This is a genomic window from Bradyrhizobium sp. ORS 86, assembly GCF_045571475.1.
Lineage (GTDB): Bacteria > Pseudomonadota > Alphaproteobacteria > Rhizobiales > Xanthobacteraceae > Bradyrhizobium.
The window spans coordinates 6,462,384-6,486,076 of record NZ_CP120699.1 but is presented as its reverse complement, the minus strand read 5'-3'; the positions used below and the strand labels follow the sequence as shown (position 1 = coordinate 6,486,076).

Annotated in this window: 19 protein-coding genes; 16 read left to right on the top strand and 3 right to left on the bottom strand. The window is 65.4% G+C overall.

Annotated features, from left to right (window positions below; genetic code table 11):
* Window positions 1–137 precede the first annotated feature (137 nt).
* The 15 genes from P6U25_RS29825 to P6U25_RS29755 all read left to right on the top strand — a co-directional run bounded on the left by P6U25_RS29825 (window position 138) and on the right by P6U25_RS29755 (window position 20,198).
* Window positions 138–800 (top strand): response regulator transcription factor, encoded by a 663-nt coding sequence (locus tag P6U25_RS29825; protein ID WP_407148325.1) that lies wholly within the window; start codon window positions 138–140, stop codon window positions 798–800.
* Window positions 797–2,125, top strand: coding sequence for an ATP-binding protein (locus P6U25_RS29820; RefSeq protein WP_407148324.1), 1,329 nt, complete (start codon window positions 797–799; stop codon window positions 2,123–2,125). Before P6U25_RS29825 ends, P6U25_RS29820 begins: the two co-directional genes overlap by 4 nt.
* Window positions 2,126–2,281: 156 nt before the next feature.
* Window positions 2,282–4,606, top strand: coding sequence for a molybdopterin guanine dinucleotide-containing S/N-oxide reductase (locus P6U25_RS29815; RefSeq protein ID WP_407148323.1), 2,325 nt, complete (start codon window positions 2,282–2,284; stop codon window positions 4,604–4,606).
* 375 nt (window positions 4,607–4,981) lie between these two features.
* Complete coding sequence (locus P6U25_RS29810; protein WP_407148322.1) at window positions 4,982–6,307, top strand: MFS transporter; 1,326 nt, start codon at window positions 4,982–4,984, stop codon at window positions 6,305–6,307.
* 272 nt (window positions 6,308–6,579) lie between these two features.
* A complete protein-coding gene (locus tag P6U25_RS29805; protein ID WP_407148321.1) occupies window positions 6,580–7,560 on the top strand; it encodes an AraC family transcriptional regulator in 981 nt (326 codons plus the stop codon).
* Window positions 7,561–7,657: 97 nt separating this feature from the next.
* On the top strand, window positions 7,658–9,013 hold the full coding sequence (locus P6U25_RS29800) for an acyl-CoA dehydrogenase family protein (RefSeq protein WP_407148320.1): 1,356 nt from the start codon (window positions 7,658–7,660) through the stop codon (window positions 9,011–9,013).
* A gap of 193 nt (window positions 9,014–9,206) precedes the next feature.
* Window positions 9,207–10,325, top strand: a complete 1,119-nt coding sequence (locus P6U25_RS29795; RefSeq protein WP_407148319.1) for a branched-chain amino acid ABC transporter substrate-binding protein — start codon at window positions 9,207–9,209, stop codon at window positions 10,323–10,325.
* A gap of 171 nt (window positions 10,326–10,496) precedes the next feature.
* Entirely contained in the window at window positions 10,497–11,507 is a 1,011-nt protein-coding gene (locus tag P6U25_RS29790) for an OmpA family protein (protein WP_407148318.1), read from the top strand.
* A 48-nt stretch (window positions 11,508–11,555) separates the two neighbouring features.
* A complete protein-coding gene (locus P6U25_RS29785) occupies window positions 11,556–12,587 on the top strand; it encodes a hypothetical protein (protein WP_407148317.1) in 1,032 nt (343 codons plus the stop codon).
* A 119-nt stretch (window positions 12,588–12,706) separates the two neighbouring features.
* Complete coding sequence (locus P6U25_RS29780; RefSeq protein ID WP_407148316.1) at window positions 12,707–13,747, top strand: aldo/keto reductase; 1,041 nt, start codon at window positions 12,707–12,709, stop codon at window positions 13,745–13,747.
* Complete coding sequence (locus P6U25_RS29775) at window positions 13,744–14,598, top strand: amidohydrolase family protein (RefSeq protein ID WP_407148315.1); 855 nt, start codon at window positions 13,744–13,746, stop codon at window positions 14,596–14,598. The genes P6U25_RS29780 and P6U25_RS29775 overlap by 4 nt, the downstream gene beginning before the upstream one ends.
* 120 nt (window positions 14,599–14,718) lie before the next feature.
* Complete coding sequence (locus P6U25_RS29770) at window positions 14,719–17,052, top strand: Tex family protein (RefSeq protein ID WP_407148314.1); 2,334 nt, start codon at window positions 14,719–14,721, stop codon at window positions 17,050–17,052.
* A gap of 373 nt (window positions 17,053–17,425) precedes the next feature.
* Window positions 17,426–18,019, top strand: coding sequence for a hypothetical protein (locus tag P6U25_RS29765; protein WP_407148313.1), 594 nt, complete (start codon window positions 17,426–17,428; stop codon window positions 18,017–18,019).
* 111 nt (window positions 18,020–18,130) lie between these two features.
* Window positions 18,131–18,823, top strand: coding sequence for a winged helix-turn-helix domain-containing protein (locus P6U25_RS29760; protein ID WP_407148312.1), 693 nt, complete (start codon window positions 18,131–18,133; stop codon window positions 18,821–18,823).
* On the top strand, window positions 18,810–20,198 hold the full coding sequence (locus P6U25_RS29755) for a sensor histidine kinase (protein WP_407148311.1): 1,389 nt from the start codon (window positions 18,810–18,812) through the stop codon (window positions 20,196–20,198). Before P6U25_RS29760 ends, P6U25_RS29755 begins: the two co-directional genes overlap by 14 nt.
* Before the next feature lie 315 nt (window positions 20,199–20,513).
* Here P6U25_RS29755 and P6U25_RS29750 read toward each other — a convergent pair whose 3' ends face one another.
* From P6U25_RS29750 to P6U25_RS29740, 3 genes are all read right to left on the bottom strand, one after another.
* Window positions 20,514–20,891 (bottom strand): response regulator transcription factor, encoded by a 378-nt coding sequence (locus tag P6U25_RS29750; protein WP_407148310.1) that lies wholly within the window; start codon window positions 20,889–20,891, stop codon window positions 20,514–20,516.
* Window positions 20,888–21,754: a S1C family serine protease gene (locus tag P6U25_RS29745; protein ID WP_407148309.1), complete on the bottom strand. Its 867-nt coding sequence runs from the start codon at window positions 21,752–21,754 to the stop codon at window positions 20,888–20,890. Before P6U25_RS29745 ends, P6U25_RS29750 begins: the two co-directional genes overlap by 4 nt.
* Window positions 21,755–21,861: 107 nt before the next feature.
* The gene (locus tag P6U25_RS29740; RefSeq protein WP_407148308.1) at window positions 21,862–22,875 is read right to left on the bottom strand and encodes an AraC family transcriptional regulator; all 1,014 of its coding nucleotides are present in this window, start codon (window positions 22,873–22,875) and stop codon (window positions 21,862–21,864) included.
* 260 nt (window positions 22,876–23,135) lie between these two features.
* On the opposite strand from P6U25_RS29740, the gene P6U25_RS29735 reads away from it, so the two are divergent.
* A complete protein-coding gene (locus tag P6U25_RS29735; protein ID WP_407148307.1) occupies window positions 23,136–23,585 on the top strand; it encodes a cupin domain-containing protein in 450 nt (149 codons plus the stop codon).
* Window positions 23,586–23,693 lie beyond the last annotated feature (108 nt).

Below are 23,693 nucleotides of genomic sequence, written 5' to 3'. Positions count from 1 at the left end.
ACCGGGTTGATCGGTGAGAGGCCGACACAAGCTCAAGCCCGGCATGGCGAGATGGCGCCGCCCTAAGTCTGCGCTAAGTATTTGGAGACAAGCCTTTGGATAACGGAAACGCTGGCCTCGCAATCAAGGAAGGGACGATGCGAATTCTGCTGATCGAGGACGACAGGATGATCGGCGCGGCCATGCAGCAAGCGCTCAAGGACGCGGCCTATGCCGTCGATTGGGTCAACGACGGCGAGACGGCGGTCCACGCGGCAGAGAATGAATCCTACGAGCTGGTCCTGCTCGATCTCGGACTTCCGAAGGCCGACGGCCGCGAGGTGCTTCGGCGCCTGCGCACGCTGGGGCGCAGGCTTCCCGTGATCATCGTCACCGCGCGGGATGGCGTGGATGACCGGATCGACGGACTCGATCTCGGCGCAGACGATTATCTGGTGAAGCCATTCGAGATTCGCGAACTGCTGGCGCGGATGCGCGCGGTGCTCCGCCGCGAAGGCAGCGGTTCCCCGCCGCGCCTGAGCAACGGCAAGCTCAGCCTCGACCCGGCAACGCGGGAAGCGTCGTTTCTGGGGCAAGGCGCACTTCTCACCGCGCGAGAGTTCGCGCTGCTGCAGGCGCTGCTCGCGCGGCCGGGCACGGTCCTGTCGCGCGGCGAGCTCGAACGGCAAATCTACGGCTGGAACGAAGAGGTCGAGAGCAATGCCGTCGAGTTCTTGATCCACACTATCCGCAAGAAGCTTGGTACCTCAGCAATCCGCAACGTGCGCGGCATGGGCTGGATGGTGGACCGTTCGTCATGATCAAATCGCTGCGCGGGCGCCTGTTTATCGGGCTGACGGCGATTATTCTGGTGACCGGCGCAATAGGCGGCACGTTCGCCTACAACTGGGCATTCGGCGAGGCCATCGAGATGCAGGATTCGGTTCTGATCCAGCTCGCGAGCCTGGCCCAAGGCCACGGCTTTAGCGGCGGCCAACCGCTTCACGGCGTCGAGGAAGACACCGAAGTCTGGCTCATCGAGTCGGGAAAGGCGCCGCAAGGCGCGGCGGATGATCGCGAACTCTTCACCCTGCGGGATGGCCTCCAGGTCGCGACGTGGAAGAGTCAACCAGTCCGGGTGCTGCTGCGAACGAGATCCGATGGCAGTAGGTTCGCCGTGGCGCAGCCGACTGCCGTTCGAGACGAAACCGCGCGTGACGTCGCGTTTCGTACGCTACTTCCGATCGCCGTGCTTATTCCCTGTCTGATGGTGGTCACGGCCCTTGTCATAGCGCACTCGCTGCGGCCGATGGTCCGGCTGGCCGGAGATCTCGATGCCAGGCGTGCCGATGACATGACCCCGCTGCCGCTCGAGGGGACGCCCAGCGAAATGCACCCGTTCATTGTCTCGATCAACGGATTGTTGGCGCGAATGCATCTCTTGATCGATCAGCAGCGGCGATTCGTGGCCGATGCCGCGCATGAGCTGCGCACGCCGATCACGGCGCTCAGCTTGCAGGCGGAAAACCTTGATTCTGTCGCGCTCCCGGAGACCGCGCGAGAGCGCGTTGTCGCGCTCAAGCAGGGCATGACCCGCACCAAGCATCTCGTGGAGCAACTGCTTGCGTTGGCCCGACATGAAGGGATCGCTTCCAGCCCTGCCGGCATGCCGCTTGCGTCATTGGACGGTGTGGCGAGGGAAGTCGTTGCCGGTCTGCTGCCGGTGTCGCTCGATCATGGCATCGATCTCGGCTTTGCATTGGTCGAACCTGTGACGGTGCGCGGCGAGCCGGTGATGCTCGCGGCAATCATCCGCAACCTGCTCGACAACGCGCTTCGCTTCACGCCCCCGGGCGGAACCATCGATGTCGGGATTTGCCGAGAGAACAACGCCGCGATCCTGCAGGTCGAGGATACTGGCCCCGGCATTGCATTGGCCGACATGGATCAAGTCTTTGAACCATTTTTCCGGAGCTCCCCGCCGGAGGGAGAAGGAACGGGTCTCGGTCTGTCCATCGTGAAGCGGATTGTCGATAGCCTCGGCGGCGGAATCGCGCTCGAGAACGTCGCAAGTGCCGGCCGCTCGGGGCTTCGTGTCACGATTCGGCTGCCGGTTGCCGAGGCAGCCGCCGAGCGGCCGGAGTGACGGGTTTGCCAGGCCGCGCGCACCATTTACCCGGCGCTCCCTTGCGTTTTCGGCGAAGTTGAACTTGATGATATCAGGAAGAGGATCAGCAAACTGGCCATTTGGCTCCGACAGTGGCATGCAGAAACTGCCTGCTCTGCGATGAAGGACGATGCGATGAACGAGACAATTGGCTTCCCCGATCCCGGCCTCGACCTCTCCGAGGGATTCAAGCCGCATACGTCGCATTGGGGCGTCTTCTCGGCGCGTCTTCGCGAGAACAATCTTCTCGAAGTCAGGCCTTATGGGGGAGATCCGGATCCGAACGGCATCATCGACAATTTCCCCGCGGCCTTGCGGCACGGTGCGCGCATCGCCCAGCCGGCGATCCGCCGTGGCTGGCTCGAGCGCGGTCCCGGACCCGACGACCGCCGTGGCCGCGACGAGTTTGTCTCGGTCAGTTGGGAGAAGGCACTGGATCTGCTCGGTGGCGAGCTCAAGCGCATCCGCGACACCCGCGGCCCGGGCGCGGTGTTCGGCGGTTCCTATGGCTGGTCTAGCGCGGGTCGCTTCCACCACGCGCAGAGCCAGGTTCACCGTTTCCTCAACATCGCCATGGGCGGCTATGTGCGGTCGGTGAACACTTATTCCTCGGGCGCCTCCTCGGTGCTGCTGCCGCAGATCCTGTCGGGCTACGAAGATGTCACCAAACGCAACGTCACGTGGGAGCAGATCGCCGCCGAGAGCGAGATCGTGCTGGCGTTCGGCGGCATGGCGTTGAAGAATTCGATGGTCGCCGGCGGCTCGATCAGCAAGCACGTCGAGCGCGGCGCGATTGAAGCGGCGCGCCGGCGCGGCTGCGAGTTCATCCTGGTCAGCCCGCTGCGCGACGATCTGCCCGCCGAGGCTGGCGCGGAGTGGATGACCGCCGCGCCCGGCACCGATGCCGCGCTGATGATCGGGATTGTCCACACGCTGGTCAGCGAAGGTCTGCACGATCAGGCCTTCCTTGACCGCTACACCGAAGGCTGGCCGGTGTTCCTGCGCTATCTGAACGGCGAGGCGGACGGAAAACCGAAGGATGCCGCCTGGGCCGCCGCCATCTGCGGCATCGACGCCGACATCATCCGAAAGCTGGCGCGTCGCCTTGCCGGGCGGCGGGCGCTCATCACCGTGTCCCACTCCTTGCAGCGCGCCGAGCACGGCGAGCAGCCGGTGTGGATGGGCATGGTGCTGGCGGCTGTGCTCGGCCAGATCGGCCTGCCGGGCGGCGGCTACGCCTATTCGCTGGGGGCGATCGGCTATTACGGCCGTCGCGTCAACGCGGTGCCGGGGCCGACGCTCGGGCAGGGTCGCAACGGCGTCGCCGACTTCATTCCGGTGGCTCGCATCGCCGACATGCTGCTCAATCCCGGCGCGACCTATCGCTACAACGGCGAGACGCGCAGCTATCCCGACATCCGTCTCGTCTACTGGGCTGGCGGCAATCCCTTTCACCATCACCAGGACCTGAATCGCCTGCGCAAGGCTTTCGCGCGGCTCGACACGCTGGTGGTGCACGAGCTCGCCTGGACCGCGACGGCCCGGCACGCCGACATTGTCCTGCCCTGCACCATGACGCTCGAGCGCGAGGACATCGGCTATTCCTCCAACGATCCGCTGATGGTCGCGATGCACCGGATCGCCGAACCCTACGGCCTTGCGCGCGATGACTACGAGATATTCTCCGATCTCGCCGAGCGCCTCGGCGCCCGCGACGCCTTCACCGAGGGGCGCACGTCGCGGCAATGGCTGGAACATCTCTATGAACCGACCCGCGCCTCGCTCGCCGCGCGCGGGCTTGCCGCGCCGAGCTTCGATGAATTCTGGCAAAGCGGCAGCCTTGTCGTGCCGCAACATCAGGACGACGGCGGTTCACTGCGCCGTTTCCGCGAGGATCCGGTCGAGCGCCCGCTGCCGACGCCGAGCGGGCGCATCGAGATCTACTCGGCGAAGATCGCTGGCCACGGCGATGCCGATTGTCCGGGTCATCCGGTCTGGCTCGAGAAGACTGACGTCCCCCGGCAAAGCGCGCCGCTCTTCCTCGTCGCCAACCAGCCGTCCACGCGCCTGCACAGCCAGCTCGACTTCGGCGGGCATTCGACCGGCGCCAAGCATCGCGGCCGCGAGATCGCGCGGATGAACCCGCGCGACTCGGATCCTCGTGGCATCCGTGACGGCGACATCATCCGCCTGTTCAACGCGCGCGGCGCATGCCTTGCGGCGGTCCACGTCACTGATGCAATCGCTCCCGGCATCGTCCAGCTTCCGACTGGTGCGTGGTACGACCCGATGGACCCCGAGGAGGAGGCGTCGCTCTGCGTTCACGGCAATCCGAACGTGCTGACGCGCGACATCGGCACGTCATCCTTCGCGCAGGGCTGCACCGGCCAGCTCACCACGGTCGAGGTGGAGCGCTTCACCGGCAACCTGCCGCCGATCCGCGCGTTCGATCCGGTGTAGCCGAGCACGAATAGCCTCGTTGTCGCGTTCTTGTCGCGAGGCGAGATCGTACGCCATGCGGCGGCGGAATGCCTGCGGCCGTGATCGGGCGCTGCATCGCAACACCCTCGGATGATGCGCGCCTCTCGGACAGCGACGGAAGGCTGCGGCTTCTGCCGTCCTGCTACTAAGTGCGCATTGCTCGCGTGGGTCCGCGGGACCAAGCTTGTTTCGTCAAATCTCCCCGAGACGTTCGTCATCAGCGAAATGTCCAGGGATCGAGCCCTTTCTTGCGATTGGTGGTCATACGCCGCGTAATGAGAAACGGGAATCAGGAGATAGCGACGCAAGATCCGTGAAGCAATCGTCAGGCAAGGGCGTGTGAGGAGGAGCCCTATGACGACGATCCACGTGACATCCGATGCCCTGTCCGAGACTGATCACCGCACCCAGTTGCGTCGCGCCGTTATTGCGAGCACGGTGGGGACGACGATCGAGTGGTACGATTTCCTGCTCTACAGCACGGTTACCGGCCTTGTTTTCGGCAAGCTGTTCTTTCCGAAATCCGATCCGCTGGTCGGCGTGCTGGAGGCGTTCGCCATCTACACCGTCGGCTTCATCGCGCGACCGATCGGAGCAGTGATCTTCGGTCATTACGGTGATCGCATCGGCCGCAAGGCAACGCTGATTGCGACCCTGCTCCTGACCGGGCTTGCAACCTTTGCGGTCGGCCTGGTCCCGACCTATGAGACCGTCGGCATCTGGGGCGCCGTCATCCTCACCGTCATTCGCTTCATCCAGGGCGTCGGCGTCGGCGGCGAGTGGGGAGGCTCGGTGCTGCTGGCGATGGAATGGGCACGCACCAACAACCATCGCGGCTTCATTACCTCGTGGCCGCAGCTTGGCGGTCCGGGCGGCCTGCTGCTCGCGAACATCGCGGTCCTGGTGTTCAGCCGCATCTCTGGCGATCAGTTCCTGGTCTGGGGCTGGCGTATCCCGTTCCTGCTCAGCATCGTGATGGTGGCGATCGGGCTCTACATCCGGCTCGGAATTCTCGAGACCCCGGCCTTCCGCCGCATCGTCGCCGAGAATCGCGTCGAGCGGGTCCCGGTGCTCGAAGTGATCAAGCGCCAGCCCGGCGCGATCATCCTCACCGCGCTGGCGCGGATGGCCGAGCAGGCGCCGGCCTACATCTACCTCGCCTTCGTGTTCGCATACGGGGTCAATGTGTTGCACACGCCGCGCGATTTCCTGCTCACCTCGCTGATCTCAGCCGGCATCGTTTCGATGGCGACGATCCCGCTCGCCGGGCACTTTTCCGACGTCATCGGACGCAAGCGCATGTACCTGATCGGCGCGGTCCTGACCGGAATCTACGGCTTCATCTACTTCGCGCTGCTGGACACGACAGTGCCGATCCTGGTGTTCATCGCCATCGTGTTGTCGTTCGTTCCCCACGACATCCTGTACGGGCCCCAGGCAGCCCTGATCGCCGAATGCTTCACGCCGCGGTTGCGCTACAGCGGTGCGTCGATCGGTTACCAGCTTTCCTCGGTGATCTCTGGCGGTCCCGCTCCATTGATTGCAACCGCGCTATTTGCAACCTACGGAACGGGCTACGCGATCGCGGCCTATATCCTGTTCTGCGCCGTCGTCAGCATCATTGCGACCGCGATGCTGCCGGACTACACCAAGTGTGACATCTCCGAGGAGCACGCCTGATCGAGTATCGCGCAGCGAACCCGGCAAGCGAGCAGTCCTGCACCGACTCGGCGACGGAAAATTGCGGCGCGCCTGTTGGCTTGTTTCTCCGCCGGCGTGGAACTCGAGACTTGTGTCACAGCAGGTCACAAACCGGCGGCCCGATCGGGCCATGAACCACACGGCGCGCAGCTCGACATAATGGTGTGTCCCGCGTTCCAGCTCGGCCGTGCCGGACTATCGCAAATCAGCCGCATATGCGCGATGTGTCCCGCGGCCGTAAGGATGAACTGATGACTTTGGAAGTGCGGGATATCGTCGATCTTCGGTTCTCGACCGCGGATTGGAGCGAACGCGACCGTTTGCCGATCTTCCGGGAGCAGATCGGCCGGATGATGGTGGGGCTCGATCCGGAGCCGCTGACCGACGGTGCGTTCCATGCCGAAGCGAACATACGCGAGCTGCCTGGGCTCGGCATCGGATCCTGGACGTGCAGCAATTTGCGGATCGCAAGGCCGCGTGCACTGCTGCACGACGGCAAGGACGACTTTGTCCTGACGATCATCACGAGCGGCCAGGTTCGCGCCTCGCAGCGTGGTCGCGAGATCGACCTCGCCCCGGGCCAGGCGGTGCTGATGTCGGCTGCGGAGGCCGGCGAGATGGCCGGCAGCCCGTCGCCAAGCCGCTTCTTCGGCCTCCGGCTGCCTCGCAAAGCGCTCGCCTCGCTCGGCTCCAGTCCTCAAGACATGACGATGCGTGCCCTGTCGGCCAATACGGAAGCGCTGCGGCTGCTCGCGTTCTACGTCAGGGAGCTGGACGATGGTTATCAGCTCGCGACACCTGAACTGGTTGACGCAGTTGTCAACCATTTGACCGACCTTGGTGCGCTGATCATCGGCGCCAATCGGGACGGGACGGTGGTCGCCGAGGAACGTGGACTGGCGGCCGCACGGCTCGCCGCGGTCAAGGCCGACATCAGCGAGAATCTCGGCTACGATCTGACGTTGTCCGCCGTGGCGGCCCGCCTGAAGCTTACGCCGCGCCATATCCAGCGGCTGTTCGAAAGCGCGGGGTCGACGTTCTCGGAATTCGTGCTCGGTCAGCGCCTGGCGCGCGCGCATCGGCTGCTGACCGATCCGCGTTGGACCGACAGCACGATCGGCGCCATCGCATTCGAATCCGGGTTCGGCGATTTGTCCTATTTCAACCGCACGTTCCGGCGGCACTACGGTGCGACGCCTTCGGAAATCCGCTCCGGACCGCGACGTCTCTGACCGAACTTATTCCCGCTCCGGAATGCCATGTCGTCACGGCCGGAGCGGGTATCGCGGCCCGTGACAGCGCGGCAATGTCGGTGCAAGCCGTCGCCCGATGTCGTGCGTGTCCAATTCCCCGTCGCGTCCGTCCGAGCCTCATGTCCTCGACGCGCCTAAAAGGCTGCCCGCGGGTGATCGCCCCATTCGGGGGAGATCCACCCATCACGGCGCTTCAGCCCAACGAGGAGAGGTCTTCGGAATGCGGTGGGACGAATCCAATTCTGACACCACGCGACCATCGTTCATCGAGATCGCAGCGGCGCTCGCGCCGCTGGTTCAGGCAACTGTGGACGAGAGCGAGCGGTCGCGGCGGCTGCCTGCGCCATTGGTCGAGGCGATGGCGCAGTCGGGATTGTTTCGCCTCTGGATTCCGCGCAGCATGGGCGGTGAAGAGGCCGACCCGATGACCCTCACGCGGGTCGTCGAGGAAGTCTCGCGCGCCGACGGCGCCGCAGGTTGGTGCACGGCGATCGGCGGCGGATACGGCGCATTCGGGGGATATCTTCAGAAGGAAGCTGCGCTCGAGATCTACGGGAGCGATCCTCTGGTGAGACTTGCCGGGGGCTTGCGACCGTCAGGAAACGCTTTGGCCGTCGACGGCGGCTACCGCGTCACGGGCCGATGGCCACTCGGAAGCGGCTGCCAGCACTCCGCCTGGATCGTGGGCGGCTGCCGGATCTTCGATGGCGATCAGCTCAGGCTGAGAGCTGACGGCACGCCCGTCACGCGCATCCTGCTGTTTCCTGCCGCGGAGTGCGAAATCCTCGATACCTGGCACAGCATCGGGCTCCGTGGCACGGGCAGCCATGACTATGGGGTCACCGACGTTTTCGTCCCGTCTGCGCGATCGCTTTCGCTTCGCGACCCTCCGGTGGAACAGGGACCGCTTTATGCACTTCCGACCATCGCAATCTTCGGTGCTTTGCTCGCCGCCGTGCCGTTGGGAATCGCCCGCCACGCGATCGACATTCTCTACGAGCTTGTGGAACGCAAGGTCGCGGCCCGCTCGCGACAATTGCTCCGCGAGGATACAACCACGCAAGCCAGCCTGGGACGCGCCGAGGCCTTGCTGCGCTCGGGACGGGCGTTCCTCTACGACGCGCTCGATGAAGCATGGCGGGTCGTCAGCAACGGCAACACGCTCAGCCTTGCTCAGCGCGCCACGCTATGGCTGGCATCGACGCATGCCGCAACCACCGCCAAGGAGGCGACCGAGCTTGCGTTCAGTGCGGGCGGCTCGGCATCCCCCTATGTGAGCAGCGGGCTCGAACGTTGCCTGCGCGATGTCCATGCCGCCACCCAGCACATCACCCTGGCACCAGCCAATTACCAGATGGCCGGCCAGGCGTTCTTCGGTTTGGACATGCGCGCGACCCCTCTGCTGTTCACGGATGATCGCAGCATGGAATAGCCGACGAGCCTGGGCGCGGAGTCACGCCGGTTCAAATTGTTGGCTGATGTCGCATAAGTCCAATTCGTCGTCGCCTCCGTCCGAGCCTCATATCCTCAACACGCCTAAAAGGCGGCCCCCGGGTGATCGCCCCTCTGGGGAGATTCATCGATGGCGATGCATTGAGACGGCGAAGGCCGTCGAGGAGAATGTGATGAAGTTTTCGCTCCGACGATATTTTCTCGCGTGTGGCGCCAGCCTGGCGCTGTCCGGCGCCGCTATGGCCCAGGACATCAGTGTTGCCGTGGTCGGGCCGATGACGGGTTCAGAGGCGAGCTTCGGCCAGCAGTTCAGGAACGGCGCTGAACTGGCCGTTGCCGAGATCAACGCGGCGGGCGGCCTGCTCGGCAAGAAGCTGAAGCTGGAGGTCGGCGACGACGCCTGCGATCCGAAGCAGGCGGTATCGGTCGCGCAGAAGATGGTCGGCATGAAGATCCCCTTCGTCGTCGGCCACTTCTGCTCGTCGACGTCGATTCCTGCGTCGGACACCTATGCCGACGGCGGCGTGCTTGAGATCACCCCGGGCTCGACCAACCCGCAATTCACCGAACGCGGATTGTGGAACACCTTCCGGGTTTGCGGCCGGGACGATCAGCAGGGCATGGTCGCCGCCGCCTACATCATCAAGAACTACAAGGGTAAGAACGTCGCGATCATCCACGACAAGACGACCTACGGCAAAGGCCTCGCCGACGAGACCAGGAACGCGATCAACGCAGCCGGCGTGCACGAGAAGCTCTACGAGGCCTACAACAAGGGCGACAAGGACTTTGCCGCGCTGGTGTCCCGCTTCAAGAAGGAGGCGATCGATCTGGTCTATGTCGGGGGCTACTATGCCGAGGCCGGACTGATCCTGCGCCAGATGCGCGACCAGGGCGTCAATGCCGTGCTGATGGGCGGCGACGCCCTGGTCGACAAGCAGTTCGCGGCGATCGCAGGACCGCTCGCCGAGGGCTCGCTGTTCACCTTCGCACCTGATCCGCGGAAGAAGGCGGCGGCCGCCGCGATCATGAAGAAGTTCAAGGACAAGGGCGTCGATCCCGACGGCTACACCCTCTACAGCTACGCGGCGCTTCAAGTCTGGAGCGAGGCTGTCGACCGTGCCAGGACCACCGATGCCAGGAAGGTCGCGGCGGCCATCAAGGGTGGAAGCTGGGACACCGTGCTCGGCAAGATCAGCTACACGCCGAAGGGCGACATCACCCTGATCGACTACGTCGTGTACCGCCGCGACAAGGACGGCAACTACGCCGAACTCCCGCCGGGCCAGTGATCGCACGCCGCCACGTCGGCTTCCCCTGACCGACGTTGCGGCTGCCCACGCCTGGCTGCGCCGGCTCACAGCGCCAACTCATCAAGCCTCTGCCAGCCCCGGGGCGTTGGCGCTGTGATGCCTGCCGCGAAACATTCGTTGAACGATAGCATCCAACCACCGGAACACCCGATGATCTCCCATCGACCGAAACTGGGCGCGATCCCTGCGTGCCTTGCCGCCGCGGCCCTGCTGGTCTTTGCCGTGCAGCAGGCGTCTGCCGCAGACAGGGCTGGCTGCCGCGATTTCGAAGGCATGATGCGCTTTCAGAATTCCTCGATCGCGCTGTGCGATTTAAGAAACTTTGCCGAGTACACGCTGCCGACCGGCAGGATTACCGGCTTCGACTTCCACACCAACGAGGCCGAGATGGAGGCGAGGCAGGACCTCGAGGGGCGGCTCACCCAGTTGCTTTATACGGTGCCGAAGGGAGCGTCCTCGGCGGAGGTGTTTCGCAACTACCGGGATTATCTCGCGTCGGCCGGTTACCGCGTGCTCTATGAAGCGAAGGGACCGGATTTCGGTGCCGCGCAGGGCAGCTTCTTTGAGAGCAGGGGGCCGGGCGGTCAGATCATCGGCTACAGCACCGATCAGTCACGCTATCTCGCCGCGGTGAAAGACGACGGCGCGGCCAAGACCTACATCGCGCTCTACATCGTGGAATACGACGACGGCTACAACCCCGAGGTCAAGGTCGAGAAGGGCCAGGTGGTGGTCCGGCTCGATGCGGTTCAGACCGGCGAGCTGAAGAATGGCATGGTCCCGGTGTCGGCCTCGGAGATCGCCAAGCGGCTGGATACCTCAGGTCAAGTGATCCTGTCCGGCATCCTGTTCGACTTCAACAAGTCGCAACTGAAGCCGGACTCGCGACCCGCTCTCGACGAGATCGCAGCCTTCCTGAAGAAGGATCCCGTGCGCAAGGTCTATCTGGTCGGCCACACCGACAATGTCGGCGGATTCGATTTCAACATGCAGCTCTCGCAGGCGCGGGCCGATGCCGTGGTGGCCGATCTGATCTCGACCTACGGGATCAACCCAGCCCGTCTGAAGGGCTATGGCGCCGGCCTGCTCGCGCCGATCGCCAGCAACGCCACCGACGACGGCCGTGCCAAGAACCGGCGCGTCGAGCTGATCCCGCAATAGCGGCGGACGCTTGCGTCGCGCTCGATTAATCCACGAAAGAGAAAACAAGTGTCTCAGATGAGCCTGGCCAATGAAGGTGGCCGCGGCGATGATGGCTCGGCGGAGCATCGCACCGGGCCATCGCAGCAAGCACCGCACTATCCGTTGCTGGTTCGTGATCACGGCCTGGCGACGGCGCTGCGGTTGTTGCTCGAAACCCTGCCTTACGCGCTTGCGCGATGGGGTGTCCTGCTGGCTGTCGCCGCGGCGTGCCTCGTCTGGATTGGGATCGCGGTCGGCGGCGCGGTGTGGCTTGCAACACATGTCGCGACGGTGTTCGGCGTCTGCTGGTTTCTCGGCCTCGTCCTCGCCGGCGGATGGGTCTGGGGCGCCGTGCTGCGATACGTGCTTCATGTGATCGCCTGCGGCCATGTCGCCGTGCTGACGGAGCTGATCACGCAAGGCCGCATCGGCGACGGCCGCGAGGGGCAGTTCGCCTATGGCCGGCGGATCGTCACGGCGCGATTCGGCGAGGTCGCGGCGCTGTTCGGGCTTGGCGTCTTGGTTCGCGGCGTCCTGCGGGCCTTTCACAACGCGCTGGATACGCTCGGCGAATGGCTGCCGACCCCGGGCGTGAGCACGATCGTCGGCCTGATCAACACCATTCTGGCGGCGGCCACGCGCTATCTCGACAAGGTGGTGCTGTCCTACGATCTTGCGCGCGGCGGAGACGATCCGCGGCGCAATGTTCAGGATAGGCTGGTCTATTATTGCCAGAATGCCAAGCCGATCCTGACGACGTCGGTCTGGATGGTCATTGTCGAGCGCAGCTTGAGCATCCTGCTTTGCCTGGCATTGCTCATCCCCGCCGGCCTCGCCACGATGGCGTTGCCAGACGCGATCCGGGATAATGGCGCGCTGGTCACCGTTTCGGTCGCAGCCCTGCTGGCACTGACATTGCGTTCCGCCTTCATTCAGCCGCTGTTCCTGATCTGCATCATGATCCGCTTCCACGCGCTGGTGCACGACCAGGCGATCAACGCGACCTGGGTCGGCTATCTCGACGGCCTGTCCGACAAGTTCAGGCGGATCGGCCGCTGAGTTCTGCGGCGGCGCCGTGAGGCGGCCGATCAGCGCTGTCGCGCATGCCCGCTTGCGCGACCCGCGCCCGCGACGCTAGTCTGCGCGCAAGCAAGAACAATCGCGAGCGAGGCGCGCCAATGAACCAATCCCCCCAACGAACGTCCCAGCCATTGCCACGCCGCAGGCTTGGCCGGACCGGACTCGACGTGTCGATTCTCGGCTTCGGAACCGCGCCGCTCGGCGATCTGTTTGCGCTGTTGGACGACGCCACGGCTATAGCAGCGGCGGAGCGGGCGTTCGCGCTTGGTGTCAACCTGCTGGATTCCTCGCCGCTTTATGGTCATGGCCTCGCCGAGCATCGCAGCGGAACTGCGCTGCGCCGTGTGCCGCGTGACGATGTCGTGGTCTGCACCAAGGTCGGGCGCTGGATGGACCCCTTCCACGGGCGCGGTAGCGGCTCCAATTTCGTCGGCGGGCAGCCGCACCACGCGGTGGTGGACTATTCCTATGACGGCACGATGCGTTCGGTGGAGCAGTCGCTGCTGCGGCTCGGCCTCGACCGGATCGACTTGCTGCTGATCCACGATGTCGACGTCTGGACCCATGGCGCGGACGCAATCGAGCAACGCTTTCGCGAGGCGATGGACGGGGCCTATGTCGCGCTCGACAAGTTGCGCTCCGAGCGCGTCGTCAAGGGCATCGGCATCGGCGTCAACGAGGCCGAGATGTGCGTGCGCTTTGCCAAGGCCGGCACGTTCGACACCATGCTGCTCGCCGGCCGCTACTCGCTCCTGGAGCAGCCGGCGCTCGCCGAATTCCTGCCGCTTGCGCAGACGCAAGGCATTGGCGTGATGCTCGGCGGCGTGTTCAATTCCGGTATTCTCGCCACCGGCGCGGTCGCCGGCGCCAAGTACAATTACAAAGACGCGCCGCCGGACGTGATGCAGAAGGTCGCCGCGATCGAGCGCGTCTGCCGCGCCCATCACGTGGCGTTGTCGACCGCCGCGCTGCATTTCGCATTGGGGCATCCCGCCGTCGCCAGCCTCGTGCTCGGCGCGCAGACGCCGCAGGAGGTCGAACGCAACGTCGCCGCGCTGTCGGCGCCGGTACCATCAGCGCTGTGGCGCGACCTGAAGGCCGAGCGTCTGCTCGACGACAACGCGCCGGTGCCGGCATGATGCGGATCGACGCGCATCACCATGTCTGGACGCTGGCGCGCGCCGATTACGGTTGGCTGACGCCCAAGCTCGCGCCGATCTATCGCGATTTCGGCCTCGCCGACCTGGCGCCGCATCTCGCAGCCGCCGGAATCGAGGGCACCATCCTGGTGCAGGCCGCGCCGACCGAGGCGGAGACGGCCTTCATGCTGGATATCGCCAAGGGGAGCGAGCTGGTGCGCGGCGTGGTCGGCTGGATCGACTTCGATGCAGACGACGCGGTAGCGCGGATCGATGCGATCGCAGCGCGCGAGCTGCTCGTCGGCCTGCGCCCGATGGTGCAGGACATCGCCGACGACGACTGGCTGCTGCGGCCGGCCCTGACCGCGCAGTGTGAAGCCATGGCGCGCCATGACCTCGTGTTCGACGCGCTGGTGCTGCCGCGGCATTTGCCGAGGCTGGTGCAGGTGGTCGATCGCCATCCTGACCTGCAATTCGTGCTCGACCATTTCGGCAAGCCGAACCTCGCCGGCGGCGACATAACGGCCTGGAAGGACGACGTCACGCGGCTCGCCACGCGCGCCAACGTCGTCTGCAAGCTCTCCGGCTTGGTCACGGAGGCGGCGCCGAACTGGAAAGTCGACGACCTGCGCGAGGCAGTCGACCACGTCCTTGGCTGCTTCGGGCCGCGGCGGATGTTGTGGGGCAGCGACTGGCCGGTGGTCAATCTGGCCGGCGGTTATGCGAGCTGGTTCGCGGCCAACGAGTCCCTGTTGGCCGATCTGTCGGCGGATGAGAAGGCCGCGATCTACGGCGGCAATGCGGCGCGCATCTATTTGTCAAGTCGCGGAAGACACACGTCCCGGACATAACGCGCGGCAGGACTCCAAATTTGATCCACAGCGCGCCTTGATGAATCAATCCGGGATGGTCCATAAGCGGCCTCCGCGCCGTCGGACGTCCGCCGGCGCCACGGGTTCAGAGAGACGAGCGTGGCCAAGATTCATCATCAGATTGCGCAGGAGCTGGGGGTTCGCGACGAGCAGGTCGAGGCGGCGGTGACGCTGCTCGACGGCGGCGCCACGGTGCCGTTCATCGCGCGATACCGCAAGGAGCTCACCGGCGCGCTCGACGATGCACAGCTTCGCACGCTGGAAGAACGCTTGACCTACTTGCGGGAGCTCGAGGAGCGCCGCACCGCGGTGCTCAATTCGATTCGCGAGCAGGGCAAGCTCGATGCCGCGCTGGAAGCCCAGATCATGGCGGCCGACAGCAAGGGCCGGCTTGAGGACATCTACCTGCCGTACAAGCCGAAGCGCCGCACCAAGGCCGAGATTGCCAAGGAGGCCGGGCTCGAGCCGCTGGCCGACCTGCTGCTGGCGCAGCCCGAGAGCGACCCGAACGAGGCCGCCGGACCTTTCGTCGATGCCGAGAAGCAGGTCGCCGACGTCGCCGCCGCGCTCGAAGGCGCTCGCGCGATCCTCGTCGAGCGCTTTGCTGAGGATGCCGACTTGATCGGCGCGCTCCGCGAGGAGATGTGGTCGAACGGCATCATGGCGTCGACCGTCCGCACCGGCAAGAAGACCGAGGGCGAGAAGTTCAAGGACTATTTCGATTTCAGCGAGCCGCTGCCGAAGCTGCCGTCGCACCGCATCCTGGCGCTGTTCCGCGGCGAGAAGGAGGATATCCTCGACCTCCAGATCAAGCCGGAGGCGCAGCCGCCTGCGGCCGGCGTGCCCAGCGCCTATGAGCTGAAGATCATGCATCGCTTCGGCGTCTCCAACCAGGGGCGCAAGGGCGACAAGTGGCTGGCGGAGACCGTGCGCTGGGCCTGGCGCACCAAGATCCAGATCCATCTCAACATCGATCTGCGCATGCGGCTGTGGACCGCGGCCGAGACCGAGGCGGTGCGCGTGTTCGCCTCCAACCTGCGCGATCTCTTGCTCGCGGCGCCGGCCGGCGCGCGTGCCACCATGGGGCTCGATCCCGGCTATCGCACCGGCGTCAAGGTCGCGGTGGTCGATGCCACCGGCAAGGTGCTGGCGACGACGGCGATCTTCCCGCACGAGCCGCAGCGGCGCTGGGACGAAGCACTCGCGATCCTCGGCAAGCTCGCGATCGAGCATGGCGTCGAGCTGATTGCGATCGGCAATGGCACCGCCTCGCGCGAGACCGACAAGCTCGCGACCGAATTGGTGAAGCGGCTGCCCGAGCGCAAGATGACCAAGATTGTCGTCTCCGAAGCCGGCGCCTCGGTCTATTCGGCTTCGGCCTTTGCCTCGCAGGAGCTGCCGGAGCTGGATGTCACCATGCGCGGCGCGGTCTCGATCGCGCGCCGCCTGCAGGATCCGCTGGCGGAGCTGGTCAAGATCGATCCGAAGGCGATCGGCGTCGGCCAGTACCAGCACGATCTCGGCGAGGCCAAGCTGGCGCGCTCGCTCGATGCCGTGGTGGAAGACTGCGTGAACGCGGTCGGTGTCGATGCCAACACCGCCTCCGTGCCGCTGCTGGCGCGCGTGTCCGGCATTGGCCAGGGGCTGGCGCAGAGCATCGTGCAGCATCGCGATGCCAACGGCCCGTTCAAGTCGCGCAAGGCGCTGAAGGACGTGCCGCGGCTCGGGCCGAAGGCGTTCGAGCAATGCGCGGGTTTCCTGCGCATCAACAATGGCGAGGACCCGCTCGACACCTCCGGCGTGCATCCGGAATCCTATCCGGTGGTGCGGCGCATCCTGGAAGCAACCAAAAGCGACATCAAGGCGCTGATCGGCAATGCCGATGTGGTGCGCCAGCTCAAGCCGCAGGCTTTCGTCGACGACACGTTTGGTCTGCCGACCGTCACCGACATCCTGCGCGAGCTGGAAAAGCCCGGCCGCGATCCGCGTCCGGCGTTCAAGGCCGCGGTGTTCAAGGAAGGTGTCGAGGAGGTCAAGGACCTCAAGAAGGGCATGATCCTCGAGGGCACGGTGACCAACGTCGCCGCATTCGGCGCCTTCGTCGATATCGGCGTGCACCAGGACGGCCTGGTGCACATCTCGGCGATGTCCAGGACCTTCATCAAGGACCCGCGCGAGGTGGTGAAGCCGGGCGATATCGTCAAGGTGAAGGTGCTGGACGTCGAGGTCGCGCGCAAGCGCATCGCGCTGACGCTGCGCCTCGACGACGAGATCGGGCCGAAGAAGGATAATGCCGGATCGTCGCGCGATTTTTCGCGCGGCAAGATGTCGTCATCGGCGCCACGCCGGCCGCAAGAGCAGTCCAGCGGCGGCGCGCTCGCCGACGCTCTGCGCCGTGCCGCCGAGAAGAGCGGGCGCGGCAAGCCGACCTGAGCGTGATGGGATTGGGTCGACGCTGAGACCGCGTCCAGGGTCACCTCTCCCTTGGGAGAGGTCGATTTGCGCAGCAAATCGGGTGAGGGGTTACGGTCTATCGAGAGCGTAAGGCCCTCACCCGAATTGCGCCGGACGATGCTTCGCACCGCCGGGCGCAATCCACCTCTCCCCGACGGGGAGAGGTGGACGGGAGCCATCGCGCGTCGATTCAACGTAAACTCATCCCGCTTTGGCCGCTCGCCCAAACTAACTTCGGGGTCAGAATCTGGCGCATTTGTAAGTTGAACGAGGCCGCCGGTTTGCGTCTCCTGATCCCCCTCTTTCTGCGGCGAGGGCCTTTCGCCGCAGCTCAACGAAGGAGGATCTTTCGATGAAGCGCAGGCTCTTTACTGGTCTCGTGGCGGCGACGTTCGCCGCGGCGGTCGCGCTCGCGCCGCCTGTCCTTGCCCGCGGCGGCGGCGGCGGTGGCATCGGTGGTGGTGGCGGCGGCGGTCATGGCGGCGGTGGCGGCTTTGGCGGGGGTGGCGGCTTCGGCGGCGGCCATGGTGGCGGCGGCTTCGGTGGTGGCTTCGGTGGCGGCGGAATGCACGGCGGCGGTTTCGCGGGCGGAATGCATGGAGGAGGTTTCGCCGGCGGTATGCGCGGGGGTGGAATGGCCTTTGCCGGCGGCCCGCATTTCGGCGGCGCTCGTTTCGGCGGCGCGGGCTTTGGCGGTCCGCGCTTTGCAGGTGCACCGATGACACGCGCGGCATTTGCACCCGGACCGCGGTTTGCCGGCGCCGGATTCCGCGGCGCGCATTTCTTCCATCATCGCGCCTTCTTCCATCACCGCTTCCGTCACTTCGCCTTCTTCGGCGTCGGCGCGCCTTACCTGTATGCCGACTACTACGATGGCTGCTGGCGCAGGGCACGGACGCCTTACGGATGGCAGTGGGTCAACGTGTGCGGGGACTATTGGTACTAGCGCCACGAACCGCACGGTTGACGCGCGGTCGTCGCCAGGCGTTCCATCCAGCCCCGGAATGGGATAGTCTGGTGGCGGCCGTCGCGCGGGGCAATCGGAGAGTTTGGCACGATGCCCGGAGCTCACCGCCGTATTCTCGTCGTCGAGGATGATCCGGAGACCGCGGGTCAGCTCGTCGAGCAACTCACCACCAGCGGCTATGATGTCGATCTGGCTGCCAACGGCCGCGATGCGCTCAATCAGGGTGCGGCGCGCGACTACGCCGTGATCACGATCGATCGCATGCTTCCGGATATCGACGGCATTGCGGTCATGCGTCAGATGCGCGACGACGGCATCGCGGTGCCGTTCCTGATCATCAGCGCGCTCGGCGAGGTGGACGACCGCGTCCGGGGCTTGCGTGCCGGCGGCGACGACTATCTGGTCAAGCCGTTCTCCTTCGTCGAGTTACTGGCGCGGCTTGAGGCGTTGGGCCGGCGCAGCGAGACCGTCGCCAAGGAAACCATCCTGCGGGTCGGCGATCTTGCGGTCGATCTGATCTCGCGGACCGCGAGCCGCGGCAACCGGAGGATTCCGCTGCTGCCGAAGGAGTTCCAGTTGCTTGAATATCTCGTGCGCAACGAGGGCCGCGTGGTGTCGCGCGCCATGTTGTTGCAGCATGTATGGGATCTGCATTTCGATCCCTCGACCAACATCATCGACGTCTATGTCGGCCGGGTGCGGCGCAAGGTCGACGACCAGCAAGCCTATCCGCTGATCCATACGATCCGCGGCATCGGGTATTGTCTCCGTGCTCCTGGGTAAGACCCTCCGGTCATCGACGTTCCGTCTGGCGTTGATCGCGATCGGGACCTTCGGCCTGATTGTCTCGGCCATCTTCGCCTATGTTTACTGGTCGACGATTTCCTATGTGCGCAGCCGGTCCGATCGTGCGATCATGACCGAGCAGGCAAACCTCCGTGAGGCCTATGTGCGATCCGGACGCGACGCTATGATCGCATTGATCGGACAGCGTGTCGCGGACAAGAGCTTTGCCGATCACGTCTACCTTCTCGTCGACCCCGCATCGGCGGTGCTCGCCGGAAATCTTTCCGGCTGGCCGGCGAACGCCGCGGATCGCGGCTGGTCCGAGTTTCGCGCGCCGGCGCGGCCGCCCGCCTCGGTAGGCCCGCTGGTGCGGAGTATGACCGGGACGTTGCCGAACGGCGATCGGCTGCTGGTCGGTCGCGACATCGGCGATATTGACGACTTTACGGCGCAAATCCGGGCGGCCGGTATCGCGGTCGTTGTGCTGATTGCGGTGCTCGCGGCCTCCGCCAGCATCGGGGTCACGCGGCGAACGGTCGGCCGGATCGAGTCGATCAACGCGACCAGCCGCGCCATCATGTTCTCCGGTCTTGATCAGCGCATTCCGCTCCGCGGCAGTCACGACGAATGGGATCGCGTCGCCGAGAATCTCAATCAGATGCTCGACCGCATCGAGACGCTGATGGGGGAGGTGAAGCAGGCCAGCGACAACATCGCGCACGATTTGCGCACGCCGCTGACCCGCATGCGCGGACGGCTCGAGAAGGCCTATCATCGTCCGCGCAACGGCGAGAACGATGCAGCGCTGATCGGCGATACCATTGCCGATCTCGATACGGTGCTTGCGATGTTCGCATCCATCACCCGGATTTCCGAGATCGAGACGCGGGCCCGCAAGGATGCGTTTCGGACCGTCAATCTCGCCGAGATCGCAGGCGAGGTGGTCGAGCTCTACGATGCCGCCGCCGAGCGGGACACGACCCGCCTCGAACTGACCGGCGACGCCGAGGTGCCGTTGACCGGCGATCGCGACCTGTTGTTCGACGCGATTGCCAACCTCGTGGACAACGCCATCAAGCACGGCCGCGCCGGCGGCCGCGTCACCGTGACCTGCCGCAACGGCGGGGGCGGTGCGGTGATGTCGGTCGCCGACGATGGTTCTGGCATTCCCGCCAGCCAGCACGACCACGTCTTCAAGCGCTTCTATCGCCTCGAGCAGAGCCGCTACACGCCGGGAAACGGCCTCGGCCTCAGCTTGGTCGCGGCCGTCGCCAGCCTGCACGGCGCAACCATCGAACTGCGCGACAATTCTCCGGGTCTGTTGGTCACGCTCTGTTTCCACAACGGACCGCAGGTTGCTGCGAACGCGTGAGGTGAGCACTCTCTTCGGGCTCTCCCCTAGTGGGGCGTCGCGAGAGTGCGAGTGTATGACACGCAAATCGCGCCACACATTCACTGTCATCCTGGCGAAAGCCAGGATCCATTACCCCAAATGCTCGTTGTCGCGCGACGCTGGGTTCAAGATCGCGTTCGTCATCAAAATGCGGTGGTCATGGGTCCTGGCTTTCGCCAGGACGACGAACGAGTGGTCTCCAGCGGAGACGGCAGAGTATCGGTCCGGCCTTCGCCGGGACGACACATGGCGATGTCTCCGCCGTCTCCATCGGGTCCGCGTATGACTTCAGTCTCACAGATTAATCACCCCGCGCCTTGCGGCATGCGCGACGGCATCGGTGCGGCCGGTGGCGTCGAGCTTGTCGAGCAGGGAGCCGACGTGAAATTTGGCAGTGTGGACGGAGATGCCGAGACGCTTGGCGATCATCTTGTTCGAGGCGCCCTCGGCGAGCAGCGCGAGCACGTCGAGCTCGCGCGGCGTCAGCTCGAATGCGCCAGGCGAGGCCGCCCTGTCGTGGTCGCGGGAGACGATTGCGGCCGCGGCCGGTTCGCCGGGCGCTGCGAGCCGCAAGCCGGCGATGCCGCCGAGCAGCGTAGCCAGCCGGTCTGCAAGGACGGGATCATCGATCTCGAGCGAGATCACGATCTCAGGTGCACTCTCACTGCTCACGTCTCCGGCCTCTCGCCGATCGTCACCCTGACATGCAGCGGCTCGCCGCCGCGGCGGACGGTGAGGTCGACGACCCTGCCGACGCTCTGCGGTCCCAAGGTTCGCAGCATCGCCCGCACGCCGGACAGGCGCTCATCGTTGACCGCGACGATCACGTCGCCCTGCCGGATGCCGGCGGCCGCCGAGGGGCCGTTCTTGTCGACGTTCATCACCATCGCGCCGATGCCGTCATCGACACGAACCGGCTGCAGGCCGAGGCCAAGATATCCGCGCGCGATGCGGCCCGAGCTCTCGAGCTGCGGCGCGACGCGCTCGATGGTCGCAGCCGGAATCGTCAGCACGCGGCGAGGGCCCAGCACGGCCATGCCGAACGGCTCTCCCGATGCGTTCAGCGCCAGCCCGCCCTGCTGGCTGTGCCGCAACCGAATGTCCAATTCGATCCGCGCGTCGATGTCGCCGCCGCGCAGGCTGCGCCAGGCCGGGCCCGACAGCGAGACCATGCCGAGCCGCGCGGTCGGCGCGCCGCGGTCCGCCGCGACGACGATCGCGAGCGATCCGAGGACGGGAACGGTGGCCGACAGCTTGAGCGGTGCGACGTCGGCGTCGAACCGCAGCAGCGCGATGTCGGTGGTGTGGTCGCGTCCGGCGATGGTCGCCGACCGCCGGCTGCCGTCGGAAAGCTGGATCTCGATCTCGCCGTCATCGGCCAGCGCCTCGTCGGCGGTGATGACGAGGCCGGGCTTCCAGACGAAGCCGGACGCGCGCAGACGGTGCGAATGCACGGAGACGATGGCGGGCGCGGTGCGCGCGATGGTTTCCGAAAGGGCAGATGACAGCGAGGAGAGGGTGGTCGGGTCGGTCATGGGAAACTCCGTTGGCTTCCCTCAATCTGGGATGTTGCGGCTGATAGCGGAACTGGCCGGATGGGCAGGGCCAAGCCGTGCGCCGACACGGGTGCTCGGGCGGACGCTCAGCTCAGGCCGTGCAAAGTGGCCTTCGGGCTCTCGCCGAACTTGGCGCGATAGGCGCTCGCCATACGGCTCAGATGGGTGAAGCCGAGCTCGAATGCAATATCGACGATGCGCTCGCCGGGACGCGCCGTCTTCAGGCGCGCGTTGAGCTGGGCGAGGCGGATGTCGAGCAACATCTCGCTGACGGTGGTGCCGAAATGACGGCGGAAGCCGAGCTGTAGCGCGCGGATGCCGGTGCCTGCGATGTCGGCAAGCTCGGCAAGATCCAGCGGCTCGGTCGCACGTGTCTCCAGATAGGCGCGCGCCCGTTTCAGCGCGGCCGGTTGCGTCTCGGCGCGTCCGTTGAAGACAGCGATGGCGGAGCGCAGGCTGTGCGGCTGGTCGGTGAGCAGGGCGTTGAGCAACGCCTCGCGCCACTCGGCCGCGGCCAATCTGGGCAATGCCTTGTGTGGGCCGAGCCGCTCGGCGAGCGCAACCAGATGGTCGATCCTCGCGGCGATCGCTTGGCCGAGCGATCCGATGAGTTCGATCGCCGGGTCGAATTCGACCGCGCGCACGGCTACGCCGCCAAGCGCGGCGGCGCGATGCTCCACCAGCTTGCGATCGAGCAACAGGATGAGCTGAGCGCAATCGCCGCGCCACGTCATGTCGGTCGGAATGGTCGGCGACAGCAGCGACGCGCAGACGGCTGGTCCGGTCATCACCTCGCATGCCGCAGTGCGGATCGCGGCCGAACCATGGAGCGGGACCTGCAGCAGAAAGAAGCGGTCAAGACAGCCGGGATTGATCACAACCGATCCGCCATAGGCTACATAGTTGACGGAGAAGCCGTCAAAGCCCGCGCAATTGTGGGATGCGAAGAAATCCCCCTCGGAATGATCGACCGGCGTCAGGTCGTGCGGACAGAAGATACGCCCGATCGCCTCGGCCGCGTCGTCGACGCGCACCGTCGCGACGCGCGCGAAATCCGCGAGCCTCGCCCTTGCCGAAACCTCGTTGCTCGCCGCGGTCACGCCGGCCGTCCGAAGTTGTTTGAGGTCTAAAACATCGTGCAGCCTAGTGCATCCCGCGGTAAAGGGGAACGCCGTTTCGTCACGCAGTGCGCCCGATCGGCGGGCAGGCGGATGAGGAGGCATTGGCACGAGCCGCCCAGCTCGCCGCTCTCGCATTGCAGCATGATTGCGCCGGATGCGGATTCGTTTATCGGCTAGACAGCCTCGCCCGCTGGCGACAGGCTTCGTGCCGGCAATGCGCATCAACTGGAGAGGACGACATGGGCACGCTCGAAAAAGGCATCACCCGAAACGGCACCGGCTACGGCGGCAAGACCTGGAATATCCTGGGTCAGGTCTACTACCCGAAAGCCGTCACCGACTCGACCTTCGCGTTCGAAACCAACAGCGATCCCGGCCAGTTCGTGCCGGTGCACATCCATCCGACCCAGGACGAGTTCATCCTGGTGCAGGAAGGCGTGCTCGACCTCAAGCTCGACGGCGCGTGGGTGCAGGCCAAGGCCGGCGACCTCGTGCGCATGCCGCGCGGCATCCCGCACGGCTACTTCAACAAGTCGGACAAGCCGGCGCGGGCGCTGTTCTGGGTGTCGCCGATGCAGAAGCTCGAGGCGCTGTTCGACAAGCTGCACAATCTGCAGGACCCGGTCGAAGTGGTGCGCATCTCCGCCGAGCACGAGGTGGATTTCCTGCCGCCGGAAGCCAACGACTAGGCACGCAGCCAAAGCAGACAGCGCATGCGACGCAACAATCGCCGGAGCAGCCTCCGGCGATGACGGGAACGCGTGCGCTTACGGAAATGGACCTGTTCACTCATCTCG

What these genes read in the sequence shown, in the direction of transcription:
- P6U25_RS29760 (WP_407148312.1), top strand. Translation starts at nt 18,131, where the DNA reads ATGCCCGGAGCTCACCGCCGTATTCTCGTCGTCGAGGATGATCCGGAG.
- P6U25_RS29825 (WP_407148325.1), top strand. Translation starts at nt 138, where the DNA reads ATGCGAATTCTGCTGATCGAGGACGACAGGATGATCGGCGCGGCCATG.
- P6U25_RS29765 (WP_407148313.1), top strand. Translation starts at nt 17,426, where the DNA reads ATGAAGCGCAGGCTCTTTACTGGTCTCGTGGCGGCGACGTTCGCCGCG.
- P6U25_RS29780 (WP_407148316.1), top strand. Translation starts at nt 12,707, where the DNA reads ATGAACCAATCCCCCCAACGAACGTCCCAGCCATTGCCACGCCGCAGG.
- P6U25_RS29795 (WP_407148319.1), top strand. Translation starts at nt 9,207, where the DNA reads ATGAAGTTTTCGCTCCGACGATATTTTCTCGCGTGTGGCGCCAGCCTG.
- P6U25_RS29805 (WP_407148321.1), top strand. Translation starts at nt 6,580, where the DNA reads ATGACTTTGGAAGTGCGGGATATCGTCGATCTTCGGTTCTCGACCGCG.
- P6U25_RS29735 (WP_407148307.1), top strand. Translation starts at nt 23,136, where the DNA reads ATGGGCACGCTCGAAAAAGGCATCACCCGAAACGGCACCGGCTACGGC.
- P6U25_RS29815 (WP_407148323.1), top strand. Translation starts at nt 2,282, where the DNA reads ATGAACGAGACAATTGGCTTCCCCGATCCCGGCCTCGACCTCTCCGAG.
- P6U25_RS29775 (WP_407148315.1), top strand. Translation starts at nt 13,744, where the DNA reads ATGATGCGGATCGACGCGCATCACCATGTCTGGACGCTGGCGCGCGCC.
- P6U25_RS29790 (WP_407148318.1), top strand. Translation starts at nt 10,497, where the DNA reads ATGATCTCCCATCGACCGAAACTGGGCGCGATCCCTGCGTGCCTTGCC.
- P6U25_RS29810 (WP_407148322.1), top strand. Translation starts at nt 4,982, where the DNA reads ATGACGACGATCCACGTGACATCCGATGCCCTGTCCGAGACTGATCAC.
- P6U25_RS29745 (WP_407148309.1), bottom strand. Translation starts at nt 21,754, where the DNA reads ATGACCGACCCGACCACCCTCTCCTCGCTGTCATCTGCCCTTTCGGAA.
- P6U25_RS29800 (WP_407148320.1), top strand. Translation starts at nt 7,658, where the DNA reads ATGTCGTGCGTGTCCAATTCCCCGTCGCGTCCGTCCGAGCCTCATGTC.
- P6U25_RS29820 (WP_407148324.1), top strand. Translation starts at nt 797, where the DNA reads ATGATCAAATCGCTGCGCGGGCGCCTGTTTATCGGGCTGACGGCGATT.